Here is a 23615-nt window from a genome sequence, read left to right on the forward strand (position 1 = left end):
AGCGTAGCAACTCGGGCACCCTTCTCGGCAGTTCGGATTCCACACAGTTCTACGCGGATAGCGCGGCGGCCGCGGGTGCGTCTTCTTTGCCTACAATTCGCCGGTGAATGCCACCCCTCCTCTCGCGGAAACGTTGCGTGCGGCGCTGGCCGGACTGCTCGACGGACTGCCGCCCAAGCAGGCCGCCCTGGCCGTCGACCGGCTCATCGCCAACTACCGGGGGACCACCCCGACCGACGCCCCGGTGCTCCGCGACCGCTCCGACGTCGCCGCGTACGCCGCGTACCGCATGCCCGCCACCTTCGAGGCGGTACGGTCCGCCCTCGCCGCGTTCCGGGCCGCCGCCCCCGACTGGGTGCCCGCCACCCACACCGACGTGGGCGGCGGCACCGGCGCCGCGACCTGGGCCGTGGCCGGGGCCTGGGACGGGCCGCGGACGACCGTGCTGGACTGGGCCGAGCCCGCCCTCGCCCTCGGCCGCGAGCTGGCCGGGCTCTCCGGCGTCCCCGCGCTGCGCGCGGCCGAATGGCGCCGGGCCCGGATCGACGCCGGACTCGACCTGGCCCCCGCCGACCTGGTCACCGTCTCCTACGTGCTCAAGGAGCTGACCCCGGCCGCCCGCACCGCCCTCGTCGATGCCGCCGCGGCCGCCGGCCAGGCGGTCGTGATCGTCGAACCCGGCACCCCGGACGGCTACGCCCGCGTCATCGAGGCCCGCGACCGGCTGACCGCCGCCGGGCTGACCGTCGCCGCCCCCTGCCCGCACAGCGGGAACTGCCCCATCGAGCCGGGCACCGACTGGTGCCACTTCGCGGCCCGGGTCAGCCGCTCCTCGCTGCACCGCCGGGTCAAGGGCGGCTCCCTGCCGTACGAGGACGAGAAGTTCGGCTACGTCGTGGCGACCCGCTTCCCGGTCGCCCCCGCCCCGGCCCGGGTCACCCGCAAGCCCCAGATCCGCAAGGGCCAGGTCCTGCTCGACCTGTGCACCCGCGAGGAGGGGCTGCGGCGCGAGACCGTCACCAAACGCCACGGCGGGCTGTACCGGGCCGCCCGGGACACCGCGTGGGGCGACGACTGGCCGCCGCCCGGCGAGGAGGACTGAGCGGCCCGTCCGGCTCTCAGCCCGTCGGGTGGCCTCCGACCGGCCGGAGGCCACCCGCCCGGCTCTCAGCCCCGCAGCTCCTGCGTGCAGCACTTCACGCTGCCGCCGCCCTTCAGCAGCTCGCCCAGGTCCATCGGCAGCGGCTCGAAGCCCCGCGCCCGCAGCGGGTCGAAGAGCCCCGTCGCCCCCTGCGGCAGCAGCACGTGGAGCCCGTCGCTCACCGCGTTCAGCCCGAGCGCGGCGGCGTCCGCCTCCCGGGCGATCAGTGCGTCGGGGAAGAGCCGGGCCAGCACGGCCCGGCTGCCCGGGGAGAAGGCGCCCGGGTAGTACATGACCTCGTCGCCCGCCTCGTCGAGCACCGACAGCGCCGTGTCCAGGTGGTAGTAGCGCGGGTCGACCAGATCGAGCCCGATCACCGGACGGCCGAAGAACTCCTGCGCCTCCCCGTGCGAGAGCGGGCTGGACCGGAAGCCCCGCCCGGCCAGCACGTACGAGGCGGTGACCGCGAAGTCGCCCTCGCCCTCGTTCACGTGGTCCGGTTCGCGGATCTCGGTGAAGCCGTGGGCCCGGAACCAGTCGCGGTGGGCCCCCGCCTCCTCGTACCGCTCCCGGTACGCGAAGCGGGCGCCGAGCACCCGGCCGTCGACGACGGTGGCGCCGTTGGCGGCGAACACCATGTCGGGCAGGTCCGGGCGGGGGTCGAGCAGCTCCACGGTGTGCCCGAGGGCGCGGTACCGGTCGCGCAGGTCCTCCCACTGGGTCCGGGCCAGCGCCAGATCCACCGGCTTGCTGGGGTCCATCCACGGATTGATGGAGTACGTCACCCTGAAGTGCGTGGGCGCACACATCAGGTAGCGGCGGGGTGTGGCTTCACGAGGCAAGGAAAGCTCCTCACGAAAGGCAGGGATCGCCTGCCGGGGGCGGCGCACGGATCGGTGCGTGAGCCCATGGTCCGCTCTGCGGGCGGCCGCGAACAGTGATCCGATCGGGTGGTTCCGTCCGCCCGGGGAACGGCGGTGCGAGGCGCCCCGGACCCCGTCCCGTACGGGCCGATGCGCGGACCCGTATCCATCATTTCGTGACAAGTGCGGGCATATGGTCAAGATCATCGTCCGGTCATCCGTACCCCGCTTCCGGACTCCGGCCACCTGGAGCGCAGGATGGTGGGACCATGGGCGTGGGCAAACTTGAGGTAAGGGGATAGATGGGCGCCGATTTCGGCCGTTATCGCGGCTCAGAGAGCAAACTTTCCCAATGGCTTCGCCGTCGGCCCAGACCCCAGCAGAGCGAGGTCGACGACACCGCCCGGGAGGCGCTGCTCCTCGCCGTCGCCGAAGCCGGAATGCCGATCGCGCCGGCCGCCCACCCGGTCGGGTACCGATGTTCCTGCGAACGCATCGGCTGTCCCACCCCCGCCCGGCACCCCCTCTCCTTCGCCTGGCAGACGCAGTCCACCACCGACCGGGCGCAGATCGAGCGCTGGGCCCGCAGTCAGCCGCAGGCCAACTTCATCACCGCGACCGGCATGATCCACGACGTCCTCGACGTGCCGCTGTCCGCGGGCGGCCGGGCGCTGGAGCGGCTCCTCGCCGCGGGGATCGAGGTCGGCCCCGTCGCCCGGTCCGGGGACGACCGGATGCTCTTCTTCACCGCCACCCGGGGCACGCCCGAGGACGAGGACGAGTGGTGGCCGTGCGAGCTGGACTGCCACCCCGAGACGATGGACGAGCATCCGGGGATGCGCTGGCACTGCCGGGGCAGCTACGTGCTCCTGCCGCCCGCCCGGCTCCCCGGGGAGCTGGACGTGGCCTGGGTGCGCGGGCCGGAGCACCCGCTGCCCGACCCGCTGACCCTGCTGGAGACCCTCACGGACGCCTGCGCGCGGTACGCCGACGAGGCCGACCAGAGCGAACTGGACCATGACGCGGTGGCCTGGCCGCTCAGTCGCTGACCCCTTGAATTGCCGTTTTTCCGAAGTGCTGAGTTCCTGAGTGCGGAGTTCCCGAGGAGGGCGGTGGCCCGGCGCGGCGCGTCCGGGCCGGCCCCGTCAAGCGCGGCCCGGAACCGTCACGACCCCTTCGCGGCCGTCAGGCCCGGCAGCCGGTTCAGGACGACGACCTTGCCGCCCCCCTGCGACGAGCCCTTCTTCGGGACGTACACCAGTTCGCTGGAGATCCGCTCCTTGGTGAGGGTCGACCGCACCTCACCGGTCAGCAGCGCCTCCACGTCCTCGTTGAGCGGCGGGCGCATCCCCTCCGCCGCGGTCTGCTGCTCGAAGTGCTTGCTGCTGAAGAAGACCAGCGCCCCGCCGTCCTCCGTCTCCAGCCCGAGCGGCGCGAAGGCACCGCTGTCCAGCGGCTGGTCGATGTACTGGTACGAGAAGCCGGCCTGCCGCGTGGTGCGGCGCGTCTCCCGCCAGCCCGAGGTGGCGGAGCCCGGTGCGAAGACGTCCGGGCTGCCCTTCTGGAGATACCGCGTGTACTGGGCGCTCAGGTCCTTCGGCGCGACGGCCGTCGCGGCGCTGTCCGCGGCCACCGGCCGGGCGGTGCCGTCACCGTTCCTGGCGAGGGCGGGCAACTGGTCGGGGGCGACCACCGACAGATAGGCGGCCTTCCAGCCGTCGCCGGGACCGGACTTGACGAAGACGATCAGCCAGCGGGTGTCGAGCTTCCCGCTGTCCTGGTCGCGGTCGGAGTCGGTGTCCGCGAGGAACCAGCGCGGCCAGCCCGCCTTCTTCGGGATGAGGTAGGTGGCGTCGGACAGCACCAGCGGCCGGTGGTCCGGGTTGCCGTCCGGGTGGCTCTTCCGCCGTGCCTTCAGCCCGGCCTGGTTGATCGCCCCGAGCGAGCCGGTGACCCGGTCCTCGTCGAGGGCCGGGTCGTAGGCCTTGTCCGCCGCGTTGTACGCGGCGGTGAAGTCCTTCAGGGCCTGCGCGGCCTCAGCCCTGGTTGCCGCCGGCACCACTGCCAGCTCGCCGTGCACCGTCACGCAACCGCTCGCCGTCATCGACAGCACCGTCGCCGCCGCGAGCCCCGTCGCCAGCCGAACCGGTCTCAGACTTCTCATCCGTTGCTTTCCGCGCCTTCTGATCCGTCGCCCCTCCGGAGGGGGCCCCTGCCCGTCCGAACCCTACCGGGGCGAGGAACAGCGCGAGGGTGGGGATCAGATACAGCGCCCACACCGTGACCTGGAGGACGGTCGGGTCGGGCTGGAAGTTGAACGTGCCCTTGAGGAGCGTGCCGTACCAGCTGTCCGGCGGGACGGCGCCGCTGATGTCGAACGCCTGGTTGTGCAGGCCGCCGATGAACTCCGCCTCCTGGAGGTCGTGGACGCCGTACGCGAGGACCCCGGCGGCGACGACGACCAGCATGCCGCCGGTCCAGGTGAAGAACTTCGACAGGTTGATCTTCAGGGCGCCCCGGTAGAAGAGCCAGCCGAGCACGACCGCGGCGGCGATGCCGAGGAGCGCGCCGATCATCGGATGCCAGCCGTCGTCCGCCGCGTGCACCGCACGCCACACGAACAGCGAGGTCTCCAGGCCCTCCCGGCCCACCGCGAGGAGCGCCGTGGCCACCAGCGCGCCGGTGCCCATCGCGAGCGCCGCGTCCAGCTTGCCGTGGAGTTCCGTCTTCAGATGGCGCGCGGTGCGCCGCATCCAGAACACCATCCAGGTGACCAGGCCGACCGAGATGATCGACAGCGAACCGCCGAGCGCCTCCTGGGCCTTGAACGTCATCTCCTGCGAGCCGAATTCGAGCCCGGCGCCGAACGCCAGGCTGACGACGACGGCGATGGCGACACCGATCCAGATCGGTACCAGCCTGTCCTTGTTGCCGGTCTTCACCAGATAGGCGATGAGGATGCAGACGACCAGGCTGGCCTCAAGACCCTCGCGCAGGCCGATCAGGAAATTGCTGAACACGTTTCGGTTCTCCTTCTGTCCCGAGTCCCGTTACGAGAACAGCGCCCGGCCCCACCAGTCGTCCTTGTCGCGGACGCCCGGCGGGACGGCGAAGTGCGCCGAACCCACGTGCTGGATGTACTCGTTGAGTGCGTCGTGTGCCGCCAGGCGCCGCTGGAGCGGGATGAACGCCTTGCGGGTGTCGCGCTGGTACGCGAGGAAGAACAGCCCGGCGTCGAGCCGGCCGAGGCCGTCCGTGCCGTCGGTGAACGAGTAGCCGCGGCGCAGGATCATCACCCCGTCGTTGCTGCTCGGGTGGGCGAGCCGTACGTGTGCCGTCGGCTTCATGGCCTTCAGGAACGGCTCGTCGTGCTCCTTGGACTTCCCGGCCGGGGCACCCTCGCCCTTGTCGCGGCCGAAGACGTCCTCCTGCTCCTGGAGCGAGGTGCGGTCCCAGGTCTCGATGTGCATCCGGATGCGGCGGGCCACCAGGTACGAACCCCCGGTCATCCACTCCGCGCCGCCCTTGCCGTCGGCCCACACATGGTGGTCCAGGGCGGCGGTGTCGGTGCCGGAGACGTTCCGGGTACCGTCCTTGAAACCGAACATGTTGCGCGGGGTCTGGGCGTCCGGCGTCGTCGAGGACGTCTTGCCGAAGCCCAGCTGGGACCAGCGGATCGCGGCCCGGCCCATGCCGATCCTGGCCAGGTTGCGGATGGCGTGCACCGCGACCTGCGGGTCGTCCGCGCACGCCTGGACGCACAGGTCGCCGCCGCTGCGGGCCGCGTCCAGGTTGTCCCCGGGGAACTTCGGCAGGTCCACCAGCGCGTCGGGCCGCCTGTCCTCCAGGCCGAACCGGCCCTTGGCGAAGAGCGAGGGGCCGAAGCCGATGGTGAGCGTCAGCCGGGACGGCTTGAGCCCCAGCGCCTCGCCCGTGTCGTCCGGCGGGGCCTCGGCGAGGCCGCCGTACGCCCCGTCGCCCACCGCGTGCCCGGCGGTCATCCGCTCCGCCGCCCGCGTCCACTCCTTCAGCAGCGCGACCAGCTCGGCACGGTCCTTGGTCGTCACGTCGAACGCGGCGAAGTGCAGCCGGTCCTGCACGGCGGTGGCGATCCCGGCCTGGTGCGCCCCGTGGAACGGCACCGCCGAGCCGCTGTCCGCGGCCGGCACCGCGTCGTCGCCGTCGCGCACCGCGGCGACCGCGCCGCCGGCCGCGACGGCACCCAGCGCGAGCCCCGCGCCGCCCCAGCCGAGCAGGGCACGGCGGGACGGGGCGGTGCGGGCGGCCGGCTCCGGGGCCGGTTCGGCGGCGGTGGCGTCGGACTGTGTCTGTTCGGACATGACCAGAGCCCTCCGGATCCGTTACTTCGTCACCGCGGCGGCGAGCCGGGAGAGCGGCTCGGCCAGGGCGTTGACCGCGTCCGACAGCTCCTTGCGGTCGGCCTTGCCGACCTTGTCGTAGCTGACGAACGCGTAGGAGTCCTTGTCCTCGCGGTACTTGTCGAGCAGCGTGTTCAGCTCGGCGAAGCGCTTGTCCAGGGTGGTGGTCAGCGCCGCGTCGTTCTTCACCGCGATCGGCCGCAGGAGCTGGTAGGACTTCTCGGCGCCCTCGACGTTGCCCTTGAAGTCGACCAGGTCGGTGTGGCTGTAGCGCTCCTCCTCACCGGTGACCTTGCCGGTGGCGACCTCGTCCAGCAGCTCCTTGGCGCCGTTGGCCATCGAGGTCGGGGTGATGTCGGCGGTGCCGACGCGCTTCTGCCAGTCCAGCAGGTCCTTGTAGAGGGCGGGGGCGAGCGCCTTCTCCTCGGCGCCCAGCTTCTTGTCCTGCCACAGCGCCTTCTCCAGGCGGTGCCAGCCGGTCCACTTCTGGCCGTCCTCCAGGCCGTCCTCGCGGATGTCGACCTTCGGGTCGATGTCGCCGAAGGACTCGGCGACCGGCTCGGTGCGCTCCCAGCCGAGCCGGGAGTCCGCGTAGAGCTTCTTCGCGGCCCCGATGTCGCCGGCGGCGACGGCGTCGGTGAACTTCTTGGCCTTCGGCAGCGTCTCGTCGGCCTGCGCCTGCACATAGGTGCGGTACTCGGCGACGGCCTTGTCCATCTCGGGGCTGCGCTTGGCCGCGGTGCCGCCGGTGATCTCCAGCTTCTGCCGGATGCCGTGGCCCTTCATGCCGGGCTTGCAGGCGATCTCGTACGAACCGGCCTTGATCTCGGCGGTGATGGTGGCCTTCGTGCCGGGGCCGATGTTCTCGCGCTCGGCGACGATGCGGTCGTCCGGGAACAGGACGTAGACCTCGGTGACCTTGGAGCCCTTGTTCTGCACGGCCAGCTCGATGTGACCGGCCGGCAGCTCCTTCTTCGACACCTCGCAGGAGTCGTCCTTCGCGATGACCTCAAGGGCCTTGTCGCCCTTGCCGTCGCTCTTCTGCGCGCATCCCGTGACGGCGGTCAGAGCGGCCACCGCGGCGGCAGCGGTGACGACGGAGAAACGAACGGCTCGCATGCGGGCTCCACAAGGGGGACGAAGAGAAGCGGGAGAAGAACGGACAAAGACAAGTGAGGCGGACCTAACTTAACCGAGGCTTACCTGAGCCGTACCCACTCGTGCAGTGATTCAGCTCTCATCCCGGGGGTACGGGAACGGGTCGATCACGGGCAGCCCATGAAGGACTCACGAGAAGGTCAAGCGGAGGTCAAGCACCTCGGTCCGGCACGACCAGCGGCACCCCGGTCCGCGGATGCGGGAACACCTCGACCGGCTGCCGGTAGACCTCGCCGAGCAGGGCGCCGGTGAAGACCCCGGCCGGCGGTCCGGCCGCCGCGATCCGCCCGCCGTGCAGCACCGCGACCCGGTCCGCGTACGCCGCCGCGAGCCCCAGGTCGTGCAGGACGACCACGACCGCGTCGCCCGCGGCGGCCCGCTCCCGGCAGATCCTCAGCACCAGTTCCTGGTGGCGCAGGTCGAGCGCGGCGGTCGGCTCGTCGAGCAGCAGCAGCGGGGCGCGCTGTGCCAGCACCCGGGCCAGCGCGACCCGGGCCCGCTCACCGCCGGAGAGCGCGGAGAAGGGGCGTTCCGCGAACGCGGTGACCTCGGTCGCGGCCATCGCCCCGGCGACCGCGGACTCGTCCTCGTCCACCCGCTCCGTACCGGCCCAGGGCGCCCGCCCCATCCGGACCACGTCCGCCACCGGGAACGGGAACGACAGCGCGGCCGACTGCGGCAGCACCGCCCGGCGCAGCGCCAGTTCGGCGGCCGACCACGCACCGGCCGGGCGCCCGTCGACCAGGACCTCGCCCCGTCCGGCGGGCAGATCGGCGGCCAGCGCCGCCAACAGGGTCGACTTCCCCGCCCCGTTGGGACCCACCAGCGCCAGCACCTCGCCCGCGCGCACGGCCAGGTCGACCCCGTCCAGCACCGGCCGCCGCCCCAGCGCCACCCCCAGCCCGCGGGCCTCGGCGACGGTGGAGCCGGGGGCGAAGGGGGCGGGCAGCCGCCGCTCCCGTACCCGGAACGGCATCCGGGCGGCCCAGGTGTTCCTCGGTGACGTCATGCCCAACCACCTTGCTTGCGACGGGTCCTGCGCAGCAGCCAGAAGAAGAACGGACTGCCGATGAGCGCGGTCAGCACACCGAGCGGCAGCTCGGCGGGGGCGGCGACGGTACGGGCCGCCAGGTCGCCGGCCACCAGCACCAGGGCGCCGCCGAGCGCGCTGCCGGGGAGCAGGAAGCGGTGACCGGGGCCGTTCGCCATCCGCAGCAGATGCGGCACCAGCAGCCCCACGAACGTGATGATCCCGGCGACCGCCACCGCGGCGGCGGTCAGCAGCGCCACCACCAGCACCAGCACCACCCGGAGCCGCTCGACGTCGACCCCCAGGTGGCGGGCGGGCCGCTCGCCGAGCGCGAGGAGGTCCAGCCGCCGGGCGTAGAACGGCGCGACGAGCAGCCCGAGCAGCGCGCACGGCAGCACGGCGAGCACCTTGGGCCAGGTCGCCTGCGCCAGCGAGCCCAGCTGCCAGAAGGTGATCTGGGAGATCTGCGCGTTGTCGGCGAAGAAGACGAACAGCCCGATCAGCGCCCCGGCGAAGGCGTTGACCGCGATCCCGGTGAGGATCAGCGTCACCACCTCGGTCCGGCCGCCCGAGCGGGAGAGCGCGTACACCAGCAGGACGGTCACCAGCCCGGCGGCGAACGCGCAGACGGTCACGGTCCAGTTGCCGAGGAAGGTCAGCCCGAGGGCGATCGACCCGACCGCGCCGACCGCCGCGCCGGAGGAGATCCCGATCACCCCGGGCTCGGCCAGCGGATTGCCGAACACCCCCTGCATCAGGGCGCCCGCGCAGCCCAGCGACGCCCCGACCAGCAGGGCGAGGACGACCCTCGGCAGCCGCACGTTCCACAGGACGCTCTCGCCGACCCGGTCGAGCGCGGCCCCGCCGAGGCCCAGCCGGTGCTGCACGGAGCCGAGTACGTCGCCGAGCGGGATGCCGTACGCCCCGGTCCCGGCGGAGACCAGGCAGCACACCAGGAGGGCGGCGAGCAGCCCGGCGGTCAGGACGAAGGACGAGGAGTGCCGGGGCCTGCGCGGCGCGGGCGTCCCGGGTGCCTCGGGGGTGTCGGCGCGGGGGAGCGGCGGGGAGGCGGTGGTCATCCTTCCGCCCCGCTCTCCGGGTGGAGCTTCGCGACCAGCTCGGCCAGCACCCGGTCCGTGCGCGGCCCGTAGTTCAGCAGCACCCCGTCGTCGACGGCGACGACCCGCCGGTCCAGGCCGGCCGGCGTCTCGGCGATCCCGGGGAGCTTCAGCAGCCCGTCGACGCCGCCCACCGATTCGAGTCCCTTGCTCATCACCAGGAAGACGTCGGGGGCGGCCTTCGCCAGGGCCTCGCTGGTGATCGCGGTGAAGTCCTTCGTCAGTCCGGAGGCCTTGCCCGCGTCGATGCCGCCCGCCGCCTCGATCAGCGAACTCGCGCCGGACTCCCGGCCGCCCAGCAGATGGACGGAGGCGGAGCCGCGCAGATAGAGGAAGGCGACCCGGGGCTTCTTCCGTCCGTCGGCCGGGGCGGGTACGGACCCGCGCACGGCGTCGATGCGCGAGGCGGTCCGCGCGTCCAGTTCGGCGCCCGCGTCCGGGACGCCCAGGGCGGCGGCCACCGCCTCGATCCGGCGGCCCACGTCGGAGAGTTGTCCGGCGGGATCGACGACGACGAGCGGGATGCCGGCCTCCCGGATCTGCTCGACGGCCTCCGCCGGGCCGGTGGTGGTCTCGGCGAGCACCACGGTCGGCCGCAGCGACAGCACGCTCTCCGCCGACACGTCATGGGCACGGGTCACCACCGGGAGCTTCGCGGCCTGTTCGAAGGTGGCGGTGATGTCCCGGGCCACCACCTTCGGCCCGAGGCCCAGGGTGAAGACGATCTCGCTCAGCCCGCCGCTCAGCGGGACGATCCGGTCCGCCGAGGTGACGGTGGTCCGGGCGCCGTCCGCCGACTCCACCGTGGCCGGCAGCTCCGGGCGCGGGGTGGCGGCCAGCGGCTCGACCCGGTCGGCGGTGGCCGCCGTCCCGGTGGTGGCCGGGGCCGCGCCGTCCGTGCCGCCGGTGGTGGCGGCCCCGCAGCCGGTCAGGCCGAGGGCCAGGGCGAGCCCGGCGGCCAGGGCGCCGAGCCGGCCGCGGGCCGGGGCCCGTGGGGGCCGTCGGCCCGGCGGGGCGAAGTCCGGGGAGAAGCGCACGGGGCACCGTCCTGTTCTCGTGCGGGGCAGTTCGTCATGGTCTGTCAGCAAGTGCTGCGGAAGGGGTTCCTCCGGATGACCTGCTTAGCTTAGGTTAGCCTTACCTCAATTTCCACGTTCCGGAGGGGTTCCATGCTGTCGCCCAGACCTGCCCGCACACTTGCCGTCACGCTGCTGCTGACGGTGCTGGGGGCCGTGCTCCCGGCCACCGCCGCACAGGCGGCGACGGCCCGTACGGTGCAGGGCGGCAGGCTGGACTGGGCCGTCAAGTCCTCCTTCCAGAGCTATGTCACCGGGCCGATCGCCAACGGCAGTTGGAGCCTGACCGGCGGCGCCGCCACGGCCGGCGGCAGCCAGTTCCGCTTCCACTCCGCCACCGGCTCGTACGCCCCGGACACCGGCGCGTTCACCGCGCGGTTCGCCGGCGGGGTGCGCTTCCTGGGCCACCCGAAGTCCGGCGGCGGCCATGAACTGGACCTCACCATCAGCCGCCCCTCCGTCCGGATCGCGGGCGGCGCGGGCACCCTGTACGCGGACATGGTCAGCAAGGACCGGGGCAGCGGCCGGGTCACCTCGGCCGCCCAGGTGCCGCTCGCGACCCTCGGCCTGTCCGGGATCGACATGCGGGGCGGCTCCACCCCGATCGTCCTGCGGGGCGTCCCGGCGACCCTGACCGCCCAGGGCGCGAAGGCGTTCGCGGGCTACTACCCGGCGGGCACCCCGCTCGACCCGGTCAGCCTCTCCGTGGACACCGTCGCCCCGGCCGGGCAGCCCGCCGCCGGCAAGTCCCCGGAGAAGAAGGCCGGTTCGACGCCGAAGCCGGAGAAGTCCACGAAGAAGGCCGCCGGGCGCTTCGAGGACGCCGCCGTCGACTGGGGCGTCCGCCGGACCTTCCGCGAGTACGTCACCGGCTCGGTCGGCAAGGGGAAGTGGACCCTCGCCGACGGGGCCCGGGACGGCGGGGCGCTCTTCCGCTTCCCGCGCGGAACGGGCACGTACGACCCGGCGAAGCGCACCCTGGACGCCGAGTTCGCGGGCAGCGTCCGCTTCACCGCCGCCGACGGGCTCGACCTGGAGCTCTCGGCGGTCGCCGTCCGGATCGAGGCGGGCCGGGGCACGCTCCTGGCCGACGTCAGCGGCGACGGCGAACGGCGCCGGGCCGTCCCGCTCGTCACCTTCCCCGCGAAGGACCTCGCACCCAAGAACGGGCTCGCCGTCCTCACCGAGGCCCCCGCCACCCTCACCAGCGGCGGCGCGAAGACCTTCGGAACCCTGTACCGGGCGGGCACCGCGATGGACCCGGTCTCGCTGGCCGTCGCCGTCGACGCCGGGGCCGAACTGCCCGCCCTGCCCGACCTGGGCAGCGACCCGTCGCCGGACCCCTCCACCGCCGCGTCCGCCACACCCGCCGCTCCCGCCACCGAGCGGGCCGCCGCGAGCACCGACTCCCGCACCGGCGCGTACCTCGCCGCCGGCGGCGCGACCGTGCTCGTGGCCGCGGCCGGCACGTTCCTCCTGATCCGCCGTCACCGCACCACGCGGACCGACGACCAGTAACCCCCGTTCACCCCCCTTTCCCCATCCCCCTTTCCTTCCCTCCCCGAGGAGATCCACGACCATGGCAGCAACCCGCCGCCGCATAGCCCGTACCGCCGCGGTCGCCACCGCGGCCGCGCTCGGCGCCACCGTGTTCGCCCTTCCCGCGCTCGCCGACACCACCACCGGTGCCCAGGCGTCCGCCGCCGCGCCGACGATGGAACTGACGGACGGCACCCTGGAGTGGGGCGTCAAGGAGTCCTTCCGCAAGTACCTCGCCTCGCCGTTCTCCGGCGGGAGGATCACCGTCCGGGACGGTGCCGTCCAGGCGCCCGACAACGGGGTGTTCACCTTCTCCGGCGGCAGGGGCAGCTACGACACGACCACCCACGGCACCGACACCGCCTTCGACGGCGGGGTCAACTTCTTCGCCCACGGCGGTGTCCTCGACATCACGATCTCCGACGTGAAGCTGGCCACCACGCGAACGGGCGGCACCATCACCGTCGACGTCACCACGCCCGAGGGCACCAAGGACGACGTGGACTTCGCCGACCTCGACCTCTCGTCGGTCAAGCCGGGCCGGGGCGAGGGCGGCACGATGGTCTTCGCGGACATCCCGGCGACGCTCACCAAGGCGGGCTCCGAGGCGTTCAACGGCCAGTACAAGGAGGGCGACGCGCTCGACGCGGCCACCCTCTCCGTGAAGGCGGTCACGCCCCCGACCACCGAGCCCACCGAGCAGCCCACCACGGAGCCGACCGGGAAGCCCACCACCGGGCCGACCACCCCCGCCTCCCCGTCCCCCACGGACACCGGGAAGCCCGGTACGGAGAAGCCCACCGGCAAGCCCACCACCGACAAGCCGGCCGCCACCCGGGGCGAGATCGTCGACGGCACCCTGGACTGGGGCGTCAAGGAGTCCTTCCGCGCCTACGTCACCGGCCCGATCGCCCACGGCAAGGTCGAGACGGCGGACGGCGCCACCGCCACCGGCGGCGGCTACCGCTTCCCCGACGCCACCGGCCGCTTCGACGCGGACCAGCAGACCCTGAACGCCGCGTTCGACGGCACGGTCCGCTTCCTGGGCCACGAGGAGAACGGCGCGTACACCCTCGACCTCTCCCTCACCGGCATGGAGATCCGGGTGAACGGCACCAGGGGCACCCTGGTCGCGGACGTCACCACCAAGGACCGCACCACCAAGAAGGTCTCCACGTACACCGGCCTGACCGTCGCCGACCTGGGACTCCCCGCGGGCAAGCTGGCCGCGAAGGACGGCGTGGTGACGCTCACCGCCGTCCCGGCGACGCTCACCGCCGACGGCACCAAGGCCTTCGGCGGCATGTACGGGGCCGGTGAGAAGCTCGACGCCCTGACCGTCGCGGTCGCCCTCGACAAGGACGCCGAACTCCCGGGCGCCACCGGCGGCTCCGGCTCGACGGGCTCCGGCTCGGCCACCGGCGGGTCCGGCTCCACCGGCGGGCTCGCGGGCGGCTCGGTGGGCGGTTCGGTGGGCGGTTCGGTCGGCGGGGCGGGCTCGCTCGCCGCCACCGGCTCGGACGTCCCGGCCGGCGCCCTGATCGCCGCCTCGGGCGTGGTCGTGGCGGCCGGTGCGGGTGCGGTGGCCGTGGCCCGTCGCCGCCGTACCGCCTGACCGTCCGCGGGTACGGAAAGGGGCGGGGCCGGTACATGGTGCACCGGCCCCGCCCCTTCCGATCCCGACGCGCGGTCCTACGCGCTGAGCGGGAACTCCTCGCCCAGCTCCCGGAAGACCGCGGTGTTCAGCGCGAACGCGCGCCGGCACTCGTCCACGATCCGCTGCTTCTCCAGGTCGTCCACCTCCACCGCGTCCAGCAGCTCGCGGTAGTCCCGCTTGAAGGAGGCGGGGTTGGATATGCCCTCGAAGACGTAGAACCGCACCCCGTCGCCCTTGCGCGCGAAGCCCCAGGTCCGCTCCGCCCGGTCGCGGATGATCTGGCCGCCGGAGAGGTCGCCGAGGTAGCGGGTGTAGTGGTGCGCGACGTAACCGGCCGGCCAGTCGCGGGCGCACTCGGCGACCCGGGCGGCGTACGCGGCCGTGGCGGGCAGCGGCTCCAGCCCCTCGCGCCAGTCCGCGCCGCGCAGATGGGCCAGATCGCGCTCCAGCTCGGCGGTGCGCATCAGCTCGGGACGGACGAAGGGACCGGCGACCGGGTCGTCGGCCAGCTCCCGTGCCCCCTCCTCCAGCGCCACGTACACGAACCACAGCTGCTCGGTGTAGCGGGTGTACGCGTCCACACCCAGACGGCCGCCCAGCAGGTCGCCCATGAAGGCCGAGGACTCCGCCTCGGTGTGCTGCTGGTGCGACGCGGTACGGATGAGCGTCGAGAAGGGGGTGGCGGCGGTTGCGTCCAAGGCGGGCCTCCGGGGGCCGAGAGGGACAGTACGTCCGGGAAAGCACGGATAAAACGCCAGCTCCCGCCTGTCGCGGCGGAGGTCGGCGACACATCCGATCCTGCTACTTAGGTTTACCTAAGTCAACATCTTGCCGACGAAGTGTCGGTAAAACTACCGACAGTCTGTCGGTAAGAACGCACCGCACACACGCGAAAGCGGCCGTCCCTGGGGACGGCCGCTTCGGTGGGGGATCGGGTTACGGGAGGGTCAGGATCTCGGCGCCCGTCTCCGTCACCACCAGGGTGTGCTCGAACTGGGCGGTGCGCCTGCGGTCCTTCGTCACCACGGTCCAGCCGTCGTCCCACATGTCGTAGTCGTGGCTGCCGAGCGTGAGCATCGGCTCGATGGTGAACGTCATCCCGGGCTTCATCACGGTGGTGGCGTGCGGGCTGTCGTAGTGCGGGATGATCAGACCGGAGTGGAACGAGGAGTTGATCCCGTGCCCGGTGAAGTCCCGCACCACGCCGTAGCCGAAGCGCTTGGCGTACGACTCGATGACGCGCCCGATGACGTTGATCTGGCGGCCCGGCCGGACCGCCTTGATCGCCCGGTTCAGCGACTCCTCGGTGCGCTCCACGAGCAGCCGGGACTCCTCGTCCACCTCGCCGCAGAGGTACGTGGCGTTGTTGTCGCCGTGCACGCCGTTGATGTACGCCGTCACGTCGAGGTTCACGATGTCGCCGTCGCGCAGCACCGTGGAGTCCGGGATGCCGTGGCAGATCACCTCGTTGAGCGAGGTGCACAGTGACTTGGGGAAGCCGCGGTAGCCGAGCGTCGAGGGGTAGGCGCCGTGGTCGCACATGAACTCGTGGGCGACCCGGTCGAGTTCGTCGGTGGTGACGCCGGGGGCGATGAGCTTCGCGGCCTCGGCCATCGCCTGCGCGGCGATCCGGCCCGCGATCCGCATGCGCTCGACGGTGTCGGCGTCCTGGACCTCGGGGCCGGTGTACGGGGTCGGGGCCGGCTTGCCCACGTATTCGGGGCGCCGGATCTTTCCGGGCACGGTGCGGATGGGAGAGATCTCCCCGGGTGCGAGCAGCGACTGGCCAGACATGTCAGCGAGTCTAACCAGCGTGCTTGGGGCAGCATGGCCCCGAGGGAAGGAGACCCCGATGGCCCTGTTCAAGAAGCGCACGGTGGGCAAACCGGGCGAATGGTACTACTGCCTGGAGCATCACAAGGTCGAGGAGGGCCCCGAGTGCCCGGCCAAGGACCGCTTCGGCCCGTACACCTCCCGCGAGGAGGCCCAGCACGCCATGGACACCGCCCGGGAACGCAACCTGGAGTGGGAGAACGACCCCAAGTGGCACGACCGGGACACGGACACCCCGCCCGACCGGGAGGGGTGAGCGCCGGGGCTCACGCCCCGGAGAGACCGGCCTCCGGGGCCGGGGCCGCCGTCTCCGTCGCCCCGGCCTCCGCGGCCCGCCGCCTGCGCAGCGCGTCCTCGTCGGTCTCGGAGTCGTAGGTGAGCAGCTTGGGGAGCAGGGCGGCGAGCAGCGCGACCGAGGCCACGCAGGCCACGCCCCCGCTCCAGACCGCCGCCCTGGTCCCCGTCCAGCCCGCCATCGCGCCGGCCCGCACCTGGCCCAGCTGCGGGCCGACGCTGTACGAGAGCACCTCGATGCCCGCCAGCCGGCCCCGCAGCTCCTCCGGGATGGTCTGGTTCCAGATCGTGGAGCGGCCCAGCCCGCTGAGCATGTCGCCCGCACCGGCCACCGCCAGGCAGACCAGCACCAGCCACACGTTGCCGAACCACCCGGCCCCGGCGATCGCCAGCCCCCAGACGGCGGCCCCGAACACCACGAACAGCCCGTGCCGCCGCACCCGGGAGGTCCATCCGCTGGTCAGGCCCAGCACCAGCGAACCGACCGAGCCGGCGGCGTACATCAGCCCCAGCGACCAGTCGGCGTGCAGCTCGTCGGCGAGGAAGGGGAAGACCGCGTTCGGGAAGGCGAAGAACATCGCCGCCATGTCGATCGCGTACGTCCCCAGCAGCACCGGCCGGCTCCAGGCGTACCGGGCGCCCTCCACGATGCCGCGCAGCGACGGCTTGGTGTTCTCCCGCACGGGCGGCGCGGGCGTCAGCCGCAGGCACAGCACCACGGAGACGGCGAAGGTGGCCACCGTGACCGTGTAAGCGGTGGCGTGACCGGCGTAGGCGACCACCAGCCCGGCCACCGCCGGGCCGGTGATCGCGCCGAACTGCCAGCGCAGCGAGTTCAGCGCGGCGGCCGCGGTCTGCTGCTCGTGCGGCACGATCCGGGCCATCAGGGAGTCCAGCGCGGGCCGCTGGAGCCCGGAGAGCGCGGAGACCCCGGCCGCGACCACGTACAGGGGCCAGAGCAGCGGGGCCGGCAGTGCCGCGTTGACCAGGAGGACCAGGGCGAGCAGCCCCAGCCCCGCCTCCGTCGCCAGGATCACCTTGCGGCGGTCCACCGCGTCCGCCAGCGCCCCGCCGTACAGGCCGAAGACCACCAGCGGTACGAGCTCCACCGCGCCCATCGCGCCGACGGCCAGCGGTGAGCCGGTCAGTTCCTTGATCTGGAGCGGCAGCGCGATCATCGCCATGAAGCTGCCGAAGTACGTCACCAGGCCCTGGATCCACAGCAGCCGGAAGTCGGCGGAGGAGCGCAGCGGCGAGAGGTCGGGGAGGAGCGAGGCCAGCCGGGCGGCCGGGGATGGAGCAGAGGTCACGGAGGGCCATGCTCCGAGCCCGCCGCCGTCACCGCAACGGAATTTCCGCGGACCTGCGTCACCAGCGGGCGGGCGGCGGGGCGGTCAGCTGGTCGGCGAGGCGGGACAGCCGGTCCCGGAAGCCGCCGCGGCGGCCGCGCGGGGCGGGGGCGCCGTTCTCCCCGGCCGCCGCGCTCACCAGGTGCTGAACGGTGTCCAGGTCGATGCCGTCGGCGTCGGTCACCGTGAGCGCCTCATGGGCCAGGCCGAGCACCTCCGGGTCGCCGCCGTTCAGCGTGAGCACCGTGGCCCCGGCGCGCCGCGCGCCGTGCACCCGCTCCAGCAGCCCGGCACCGGCCTGCCCGGGGGCCACCAGCAGCAGCGTCTCGCCCCGCCCGGCCGTCTCGATCCGGCCCGGACCGACCGCCAGATGCGCCGGGCCGCCCGGCTCCACCCGGTGGCGCACCAGGGTCGGGGCCAGCTCGGGCAGCCCCGACCAGGTGGACTCGTCGGTCAGATGGGCCGCCAGGTGCCACGGCTCGTACGCCTCCGTCCCCACCAGCAGCAGACCGCCTCCGTGCGGGACGACCGAGGAGCGCAGGGCCCCGGCGAACCGCCGGGTGGCGGTGGGCCACTCGGTCCCGGCGAGCACTTCACGGAGCAGGGCGACGCGTACGGCATCCATGGCCCGGCATCGTCCTCCGGCGACCGGGCTCCGTGCCGTGGAACGCCGTGGGATCACTCGAAAGGGGACCTCCGGGTGACAGCGGGTCCGTTCACGTGACAAGCAGTAATGTCGGAGCCATGACTACGAAGAGCAATGACCAGGCGGCCAAGCCGCCCGCCAAGGACCCCTGGGACCTTCCCGACGTCTCCGGGCTGACCGTCGGCGTGCTCGGCGGCACCGGCCCCCAGGGGCGCGGCCTCGCCTACCGGTTCGCCCGCGCCGGACAGCGGGTGGTCGTCGGCTCCCGGGCCGCCGACCGCGCGCGGACCGCCGCCGAGGAGATCGGCCACGGCGTCGAGGGCGCGGACAACGCCGAGTGCGCCCGCCGCAGCGACATCGTGATCGTCGCCGTGCCGTGGGACGGCCACGCCAAGACTCTGGAGTCGCTGCGCGAGGAGCTGGCGGGCAAGCTCGTCGTCGACTGCGTCAACCCGCTCGGTTTCGACAAGAAGGGCGCCTACGCGCTCAAGCCCGAGGAGGGCAGCGCCGCCGAGCAGGCCGCCGCCCTGCTGCCCGACTCCCGGGTCACCGCCGCCTTCCACCACCTCTCCGCGGTGCTGCTCCAGGACGAGTCGATCGAGGAGATCGACACCGACGTGCTGGTCCTGGGCGAGGCCCGCGCCGACACCGACACCGTCCAGGCGCTGGCCGGCCGGATCCCCGGCATGCGGGGCGTCTTCGCCGGACGGCTGCGCAACGCCCACCAGGTCGAGTCGCTGGTCGCCAACCTGATCTCGGTCAACCGGCGCTACAAGGCGCACGCCGGTCTGCGGACCACCGACGTCTGAGCCGGTCCCGCACGCCCCCGGGGCCGGTACGCCCCGGGCCCGCACACCCCCGGACCCGCTCCGGGGCCCACCCTCCGGCGGACGGAAAGGGGCATGGGGGACACTGGACGGGACCGAGCACCACCCCCGACAGGAGCCGCCCCCATGCCCCGACTCGCTCTCTACGCCATCGCCGTCTGCGTCCTGGCGGTCGTCGCGGCCGTGATCTCGTTCGTCCAGGGCAGCCTGCTCGGCATCGTCTGGGTGCTGCTGGCCGGGCTCTCCTCGAACATGGCGTGGTTCTACCTGCGCAAGGAGCGGGCGCGCACCACCGGGTGAGGCGCCCGCCGCCGGTCACCGCCCGGCGCGGCAGACCGGGTACTCGGCGTCCCAGTGCTCCCAGAAGCGGTAGGCGGCCCGGCCGCACTCCGTGTCCAGCCCGTGCACGCCGAGCGACTCCAGCAGCCCCCGGATCCCGTCGAAGAACGCCTGGTTGATCCCCGGGATCCACAGCACGGCGAAGACCACGAGCAGCCCGTACGGCGCGTACGGCGCCACCGCGCGCCGCACCCCGTGCGGCAGCCAGGGCTCGATCACCCCGTAGCCGTCCAGGCCGGGCACCGGCAGCAGGTTCAGGATCGCGGCGGTGACCTGGAGCAGGGCCAGGAAGGCCAGCGCGTACCGGAACTCGGCGGGCACGCCGCTCAGCGCGTCCAGCCAGAACGGCGCCGTGCACACCACCGCGAACAGCACGTTGGTCAGCGGCCCCGCCACCGAGACCAGGCTGTGCCTCCACCGCCCGTGGATCCGGCCCCGCTCGATGAAGACGGCGCCGCCGGGCAGGCCGATACCGCCCAGGATCACGAACAGCACCGGCAGCACGATGCTGAGCAGGGCATGCGTGTAGGCGAGCGGATTGAGGGTGAGATAGCCCTTGGCGGCGACCGAGACGTCCCCGCTGTGCAGGGCCGTCCGGGCGTGCGCGTACTCGTGCAGGCAGAGCGAGACGACCCAGGCGCCCGTGACGAAGACGAAGGCCGCGAGGCCGTACGGATATCCGGCACCGGCCCACACCGCCCAGCCGGCCACCGCCGTCACGGCGGCGATCCCGAGGAAGACCGGGCTGATCCGCCGGTCGCTGCGGGCTGCTGCGGGGGGCATCGGCGACTCCAGGGGGAGGGGCGGGAGCGGGGGACCGGACGGCGACCGTACCGCCGACACGCCATGAACGTCTCGCGTCCGGGCGGTGGATCCGGAAAGGGTGGGGGCATGACGAACCCAGCCGGAGCACCGCACGCGGAGTATCGGACAGGGGAACGATCGGACGTGTGTGCCCGTATCGGTTCCGGTCGCGGAGAATAGGCCGGTGCGCTACTGCATCCTCGGAACGACCCGGGCACTCCACGACGACGGCACGGCCGTCCCCCTCGGCGGAGCCCGGCTGCGTGCCCTGCTCACCGTCCTCGCGCTGCGCCCCGGCCGCACGGTCCCCGCCACCGTCCTCGTCGACGAGGTGTGGGACGGCGAACCGCCCGCCGACGCGGTGGGCGCGCTCCAGGCGCTCGTCGGCCGGCTCCGGCGCGCCGCCGGGCATGACGCGGTCGCCTCCGGGGCCGGCGGCTACCGGCTGGCCGCCGAGCCGGACGCGGTCGACCTGCACCGCTTCGAGCGGCTCGCCGGAGAGGGCGCGCGGGCCCTGGAACGGGGCGACGCGGCGGAGGCGGCGGCCCTCCTCGACCAGGCGCTCGCCCTGTGGACCGGCCCGGTCCTGGCCGATCTGCCCGACCGCACCGGCCCCGCCGCCCGCTGGGAGGCCCGTCGGCTGGACGCCCGCCGCACCCGGCTGCGCGCCCTCCTCGCGCTCGGCCGCGCCGACGACGCCCTGCCCGAGCTGGTCGCCCTCTGCGCCGAGCACCCGATCGACGAACCCCTCCAGGCGCTGCGGCTGCGGGCCCTGCGCGACGCGGGCCGCACCGCCCAGGCCCTGGCCGCCTACGACGAGGTACGCACGGGGCTCGCCGACCGCCTCGGCACCGACCCCGGCCCCGAGCTGCGCGCCCTGCACACCGAACTGCTCCACCAGGACCCCGCACCACCCGCCCGGACCACCGCCCCCGCCGCCCCGGCCCCCGCGCCCGCCCCGGCCGCCGCGCCGCAGGGCAACCTCCGGGCCCGGCTCACCAGCTTCGTCGGGCGCCAGGAGGAGATCGAGGCCCTGCGCGAGGACCTGGCGCACGCCCGGCTGGTCACCCTCCTGGGCCCCGGCGGCGCGGGCAAGACCCGGCTCTCCCAGGAGGCCGCCGAATCCGCCGCCGCCTCCTGGCCCGACGGCGTCTGGCTGGCCGAACTCGCCCCCGTCGACGACCCCGAGGCCGTCCCGGAGGCCGTGCTGACCGCGCTCGGCGCCCGCGAGACGGTGCTGCGCGGCGCCGGTGCCGGGGAGTTCCGGGCCGTCGAGGGCGGTGCGGGCGACGCCCTGGCCCGGCTCACCGAGCACTGCTCCCGGCGCCGCATGCTGCTGCTCCTGGACAACTGCGAGCACCTCATCGGGGCCGCCGCCGCCCTCGCCGACCACCTCCTCGCCCACTGCCCGCACCTCACCGTCCTCGCCACCAGCCGCGAACCCCTCGGCGTACCCGGCGAGTTCGTCCGCCCCGTCGAATCGCTGCCCGACCCGATGGCGCTCCGCCTCCTCGCCGAACGCGGCGCCGCCGCCCGGCCCGGCTTCCGCACCGACGCCGACGCGGAGACCGGGGCCGCCGCCGCGGAGATCTGCCGACGCCTCGACGGAATGCCGCTCGCCATCGAACTCGCCGCCGCCCGGCTGCGGATGCTCACCCCGCGCCAGATCGCCGACCGACTCGACGACCGCTTCCGCCTCCTCACCAGCGGGGCCCGCACGGTCCTGCCCCGCCAGCAGACCCTGCGCGCCGTCGTCGACTGGTCCTGGGACCTCCTGGACGGGCCCGAACGCGCCGTCCTGCGCCGCCTCTCCGTCTTCGCGGGCGGCTGCACCCTCACCGCCGCCGAGGCGGTCTGCGCGGACGGCCCGGCCCAGGAGCCGGAGATCGCCGCGCTGCTCGGCTCGCTCGTCGACAAGTCGCTGGTCGTCGCCGCCCCCGCCGAGGACGGCGAGATGCGCTACCGGCTGCTGGAGACCGTCGGCGAGTACGCCGCCGAACGGCTCGACGAGGCCGCCGAACGGGCCCCCGTGGTCCGCCGCCACCAGGTCTTCTACCGCGAGCTGGCCCGTACCACCGACCCCGAACTGCGCGGCCCCCGCCAGCGGGACGCGATCGCGCTCCTCCAGCGCGAGTACGAGAACATCCGCACCGCGCTGCGCCACGCCGTCGCCACCGGCGACGAGCAGGAGGCGCTCAGCATGGTGCTCTCGCTCTGCTGGTACTGGCAGATGCGCGATCTGCGCGCCGAGGCCCTCCAGTGGGCCGACGCGGTCGCCGCACTGGGCCCCGACCCCTTCGCCGGCCCCGCCGAGACCGCCCCCGACCTCGCCGAACGCTGCATCGACGCCCCGCCGCCGATGCGGACCGAACTGCTCCAGGAGGCCCGGCGCCAGAACGCCATGCTCCGGCTGGTCAGCATGGACCACGCCATGGAGCGGTGGACCGACGAGAAGGGCATGGCCCGACTGCGGATCATCGCGGACACCTACCGGCCCGGCCAGCCGCAGACCTGCCGGGGCCCGGCCTCGCTCTGGTTCTTCGCGGTCATGCTCGTCGGCGAGACCGGCAAGCTGCGCGAACTGCTGGACGCCTGGGTCGATGCCTGCCGTTCGTACGGCTACGAGTGGGAGCTTGGCGCGGCCCTCCAGATGCGGGCCAACGTGCTGGCCAACCGGCCCGAGTGGTCCGGCGAGGCCCGGGGCGACGCCGACGAGAGCCTGGAGATCTTCAGCCGGCTCGGCGACGACTGGGGCGCGGCCGAGGCGCTCTCGGCGCGCGGCGAGGCCAACGAGCGGCACGGTGACTACGCCGGCGCGGCCGCGGACTACACGGCGGCCGTCGACTACGCGCGGCGGCTCGGAGCCCAGACCCAGGTGGCCGTCCTGCGCACCCGGTACGCCGCCGTGGCCACCGAGATGGGCCGCGGCGCCGAGGGCGAGGCGATCCTGCGCGAGGTCCTCGAAGAGGGCCACGAGGCGATGTCCTTCGCCCGGCTCCACCTGGCCATGTGGCTGGGCCGCGAGGGGCGCACCGACGAGGCGCGCGAGCAACTGGCCCTGCTCAGCCGGGAGTTCCACACCGAGACCATGGCCCTCTTCGAGGGGCTCGTGATCGGCGTCTCGGCCTGGCTGGACAACCAGGACGGCCGGTACGAAGACGCCCTGCCCCGCGCCCTGACCTCGCTGGACCGGTCGACGGACCAGCTGTCCCAGCTGATGGCCCCTCAGATGACCGTCATCCATCTGGTGACCGTCGCCCGTTCGCTGGCCGGCCTCGGCGGCGAGGTCCGGGCGGACGCGGCGGCCCGGCTGCTGGGCGCCGGTGAGCAGTTGCTGCCCCGGGGCCATGTGCCGACGGCGATGGAGCGCCAGGACCGGAACCTGGCCGAGGAGCAGGCCCTCGCCGTGCTGGGCCCGGACGCCTACGCGCGCGCGTACGCCGAGGGCGGCGGCCTCTCCCTGGAGGAGGCCACCGCCCTGCTGGAGCCGTACCGGGCCCGAGAGCCCATCGATCGAAGGCCACCCGACAGGCTCTGAGCCGCGCGGGCCGGACCCGTCACC

Annotated in this window: 21 protein-coding genes; 8 read left to right on the forward strand and 13 right to left on the reverse strand. The window is 73.5% G+C overall.

Translation table 11 applies throughout. The annotated features are described in order from the left end of the window. The first annotated feature begins 103 nt into the window (after positions 1-103). Positions 104-1102 carry a small ribosomal subunit Rsm22 family protein gene (locus ACIQGQ_RS14380; protein WP_402395026.1) on the forward strand — a complete coding sequence of 333 codons (999 nt, stop codon included), beginning with the start codon at positions 104-106 and terminating at the stop codon, positions 1100-1102. 65 nt (positions 1103-1167) lie between these two features. Here the strand turns inward: ACIQGQ_RS14380 and ddaH are convergent, their stop codons facing one another. Next, positions 1168-1983, reverse strand: coding sequence for a dimethylargininase (gene ddaH, locus ACIQGQ_RS14385; RefSeq protein WP_392278699.1), 816 nt, complete (start codon positions 1981-1983; stop codon positions 1168-1170). A 323-nt stretch (positions 1984-2306) separates the two neighbouring features. Here ddaH and ACIQGQ_RS14390 point away from each other — a divergent pair, with 323 nt between their 5' ends. After that, the gene (locus tag ACIQGQ_RS14390) at positions 2307-3053 is read left to right on the forward strand and encodes a bifunctional DNA primase/polymerase (protein WP_402395029.1); all 747 of its coding nucleotides are present in this window, start codon (positions 2307-2309) and stop codon (positions 3051-3053) included. 116 nt (positions 3054-3169) lie between these two features. On the opposite strand, the gene ACIQGQ_RS14395 is transcribed toward ACIQGQ_RS14390, so the two are convergent. The 7 genes from ACIQGQ_RS14395 to ACIQGQ_RS14425 all read right to left on the reverse strand — a co-directional run bounded on the left by ACIQGQ_RS14395 (position 3170) and on the right by ACIQGQ_RS14425 (position 10726). Continuing rightward, positions 3170-4108: a hypothetical protein gene (locus tag ACIQGQ_RS14395; RefSeq protein ID WP_402396011.1), complete on the reverse strand. Its 939-nt coding sequence runs from the start codon at positions 4106-4108 to the stop codon at positions 3170-3172. After that, positions 4041-5024 (reverse strand): iron uptake transporter permease EfeU, encoded by a 984-nt coding sequence (gene efeU, locus ACIQGQ_RS14400; RefSeq protein ID WP_402395031.1) that lies wholly within the window; start codon positions 5022-5024, stop codon positions 4041-4043. Before efeU ends, ACIQGQ_RS14395 begins: the two co-directional genes overlap by 68 nt. A 30-nt stretch (positions 5025-5054) precedes the next feature. Next, complete coding sequence (gene efeB, locus ACIQGQ_RS14405; protein WP_402395034.1) at positions 5055-6344, reverse strand: iron uptake transporter deferrochelatase/peroxidase subunit; 1290 nt, start codon at positions 6342-6344, stop codon at positions 5055-5057. A gap of 21 nt (positions 6345-6365) precedes the next feature. Next, entirely contained in the window at positions 6366-7502 is a 1137-nt protein-coding gene (gene efeO, locus ACIQGQ_RS14410) for an iron uptake system protein EfeO (RefSeq protein WP_402395037.1), read from the reverse strand. A gap of 190 nt (positions 7503-7692) precedes the next feature. Further along, positions 7693-8550 carry a heme ABC transporter ATP-binding protein gene (locus ACIQGQ_RS14415; RefSeq protein WP_402395039.1) on the reverse strand — a complete coding sequence of 286 codons (858 nt, stop codon included), beginning with the start codon at positions 8548-8550 and terminating at the stop codon, positions 7693-7695. After that, positions 8547-9650, reverse strand: a complete 1104-nt coding sequence (locus ACIQGQ_RS14420) for a FecCD family ABC transporter permease (protein ID WP_402395042.1) — start codon at positions 9648-9650, stop codon at positions 8547-8549. The genes ACIQGQ_RS14415 and ACIQGQ_RS14420 overlap by 4 nt, the downstream gene beginning before the upstream one ends. Then, entirely contained in the window at positions 9647-10726 is a 1080-nt protein-coding gene (locus ACIQGQ_RS14425; protein ID WP_402395044.1) for a hemin ABC transporter substrate-binding protein, read from the reverse strand. The genes ACIQGQ_RS14420 and ACIQGQ_RS14425 overlap by 4 nt, the downstream gene beginning before the upstream one ends. A 132-nt stretch (positions 10727-10858) precedes the next feature. On the opposite strand from ACIQGQ_RS14425, the gene ACIQGQ_RS14430 reads away from it, so the two are divergent. Next, on the forward strand, positions 10859-12283 hold the full coding sequence (locus ACIQGQ_RS14430) for an HtaA domain-containing protein (protein WP_402395047.1): 1425 nt from the start codon (positions 10859-10861) through the stop codon (positions 12281-12283). A 61-nt stretch (positions 12284-12344) separates the two neighbouring features. Continuing rightward, positions 12345-13919, forward strand: a complete 1575-nt coding sequence (locus ACIQGQ_RS14435; protein ID WP_402395050.1) for an HtaA domain-containing protein — start codon at positions 12345-12347, stop codon at positions 13917-13919. Positions 13920-13996: 77 nt separating this feature from the next. Here ACIQGQ_RS14435 and ACIQGQ_RS14440 read toward each other — a convergent pair whose 3' ends face one another. Further along, positions 13997-14659 (reverse strand): heme oxygenase (biliverdin-producing), encoded by a 663-nt coding sequence (locus tag ACIQGQ_RS14440; RefSeq protein WP_402395053.1) that lies wholly within the window; start codon positions 14657-14659, stop codon positions 13997-13999. A 238-nt stretch (positions 14660-14897) separates the two neighbouring features. Then, the gene (map, locus tag ACIQGQ_RS14445; protein WP_402395056.1) at positions 14898-15755 is read right to left on the reverse strand and encodes a type I methionyl aminopeptidase; all 858 of its coding nucleotides are present in this window, start codon (positions 15753-15755) and stop codon (positions 14898-14900) included. A gap of 58 nt (positions 15756-15813) precedes the next feature. On the opposite strand from map, the gene ACIQGQ_RS14450 reads away from it, so the two are divergent. Beyond that, on the forward strand, positions 15814-16050 hold the full coding sequence (locus ACIQGQ_RS14450) for a hypothetical protein (protein WP_352277686.1): 237 nt from the start codon (positions 15814-15816) through the stop codon (positions 16048-16050). A 10-nt stretch (positions 16051-16060) separates the two neighbouring features. Here ACIQGQ_RS14450 and ACIQGQ_RS14455 read toward each other — a convergent pair whose 3' ends face one another. Then, positions 16061-17398, reverse strand: coding sequence for an MFS transporter (locus tag ACIQGQ_RS14455; protein ID WP_402395059.1), 1338 nt, complete (start codon positions 17396-17398; stop codon positions 16061-16063). A gap of 58 nt (positions 17399-17456) precedes the next feature. Beyond that, positions 17457-18062 (reverse strand): hypothetical protein, encoded by a 606-nt coding sequence (locus tag ACIQGQ_RS14460; protein ID WP_402395061.1) that lies wholly within the window; start codon positions 18060-18062, stop codon positions 17457-17459. A gap of 119 nt (positions 18063-18181) precedes the next feature. Here ACIQGQ_RS14460 and npdG point away from each other — a divergent pair, with 119 nt between their 5' ends. Together npdG and ACIQGQ_RS14470 are read left to right on the forward strand one after the other, a co-directional pair. Then, positions 18182-18892 carry an NADPH-dependent F420 reductase gene (gene npdG / locus ACIQGQ_RS14465; RefSeq protein ID WP_366297916.1) on the forward strand — a complete coding sequence of 237 codons (711 nt, stop codon included), beginning with the start codon at positions 18182-18184 and terminating at the stop codon, positions 18890-18892. A gap of 144 nt (positions 18893-19036) precedes the next feature. Beyond that, a complete protein-coding gene (locus ACIQGQ_RS14470) occupies positions 19037-19210 on the forward strand; it encodes a hypothetical protein (RefSeq protein ID WP_352277680.1) in 174 nt (57 codons plus the stop codon). Positions 19211-19225: 15 nt separating this feature from the next. On the opposite strand, the gene ACIQGQ_RS14475 is transcribed toward ACIQGQ_RS14470, so the two are convergent. Continuing rightward, positions 19226-20032, reverse strand: a complete 807-nt coding sequence (locus ACIQGQ_RS14475; protein ID WP_402395065.1) for a site-2 protease family protein — start codon at positions 20030-20032, stop codon at positions 19226-19228. Positions 20033-20237: 205 nt separating this feature from the next. Here ACIQGQ_RS14475 and ACIQGQ_RS14480 point away from each other — a divergent pair, with 205 nt between their 5' ends. After that, on the forward strand, positions 20238-23591 hold the full coding sequence (locus ACIQGQ_RS14480) for an AfsR/SARP family transcriptional regulator (RefSeq protein ID WP_402395068.1): 3354 nt from the start codon (positions 20238-20240) through the stop codon (positions 23589-23591). Positions 23592-23615: the final 24 nt, after the last annotated feature.

The sequence above is a fragment of the Streptomyces sp. NPDC092952 genome (assembly GCF_044754785.1).
Taxonomy (GTDB): Bacteria; Actinomycetota; Actinomycetes; order Streptomycetales; family Streptomycetaceae; genus Streptomyces.

Coding starts and splice junctions, on each gene's coding strand:
- ACIQGQ_RS14390 (WP_402395029.1), top strand. CDS start 2,307: ATGGGCGCCGATTTCGGCCGTTATCGCGGCTCAGAGAGCAAACTTTCC.
- ACIQGQ_RS14395 (WP_402396011.1), bottom strand. CDS start 4,108: ATGACGGCGAGCGGTTGCGTGACGGTGCACGGCGAGCTGGCAGTGGTG.
- efeB (WP_402395034.1), bottom strand. CDS start 6,344: ATGTCCGAACAGACACAGTCCGACGCCACCGCCGCCGAACCGGCCCCG.
- efeO (WP_402395037.1), bottom strand. CDS start 7,502: ATGCGAGCCGTTCGTTTCTCCGTCGTCACCGCTGCCGCCGCGGTGGCC.
- ACIQGQ_RS14415 (WP_402395039.1), bottom strand. CDS start 8,550: ATGACGTCACCGAGGAACACCTGGGCCGCCCGGATGCCGTTCCGGGTA.
- ACIQGQ_RS14420 (WP_402395042.1), bottom strand. CDS start 9,650: ATGACCACCGCCTCCCCGCCGCTCCCCCGCGCCGACACCCCCGAGGCA.
- ACIQGQ_RS14430 (WP_402395047.1), top strand. CDS start 10,859: ATGCTGTCGCCCAGACCTGCCCGCACACTTGCCGTCACGCTGCTGCTG.
- ACIQGQ_RS14435 (WP_402395050.1), top strand. CDS start 12,345: ATGGCAGCAACCCGCCGCCGCATAGCCCGTACCGCCGCGGTCGCCACC.
- map (WP_402395056.1), bottom strand. CDS start 15,755: ATGTCTGGCCAGTCGCTGCTCGCACCCGGGGAGATCTCTCCCATCCGC.
- ACIQGQ_RS14450 (WP_352277686.1), top strand. CDS start 15,814: ATGGCCCTGTTCAAGAAGCGCACGGTGGGCAAACCGGGCGAATGGTAC.
- ACIQGQ_RS14460 (WP_402395061.1), bottom strand. CDS start 18,062: ATGGATGCCGTACGCGTCGCCCTGCTCCGTGAAGTGCTCGCCGGGACC.
- npdG (WP_366297916.1), top strand. CDS start 18,182: ATGACTACGAAGAGCAATGACCAGGCGGCCAAGCCGCCCGCCAAGGAC.
- ACIQGQ_RS14470 (WP_352277680.1), top strand. CDS start 19,037: ATGCCCCGACTCGCTCTCTACGCCATCGCCGTCTGCGTCCTGGCGGTC.
- ACIQGQ_RS14475 (WP_402395065.1), bottom strand. CDS start 20,032: ATGCCCCCCGCAGCAGCCCGCAGCGACCGGCGGATCAGCCCGGTCTTC.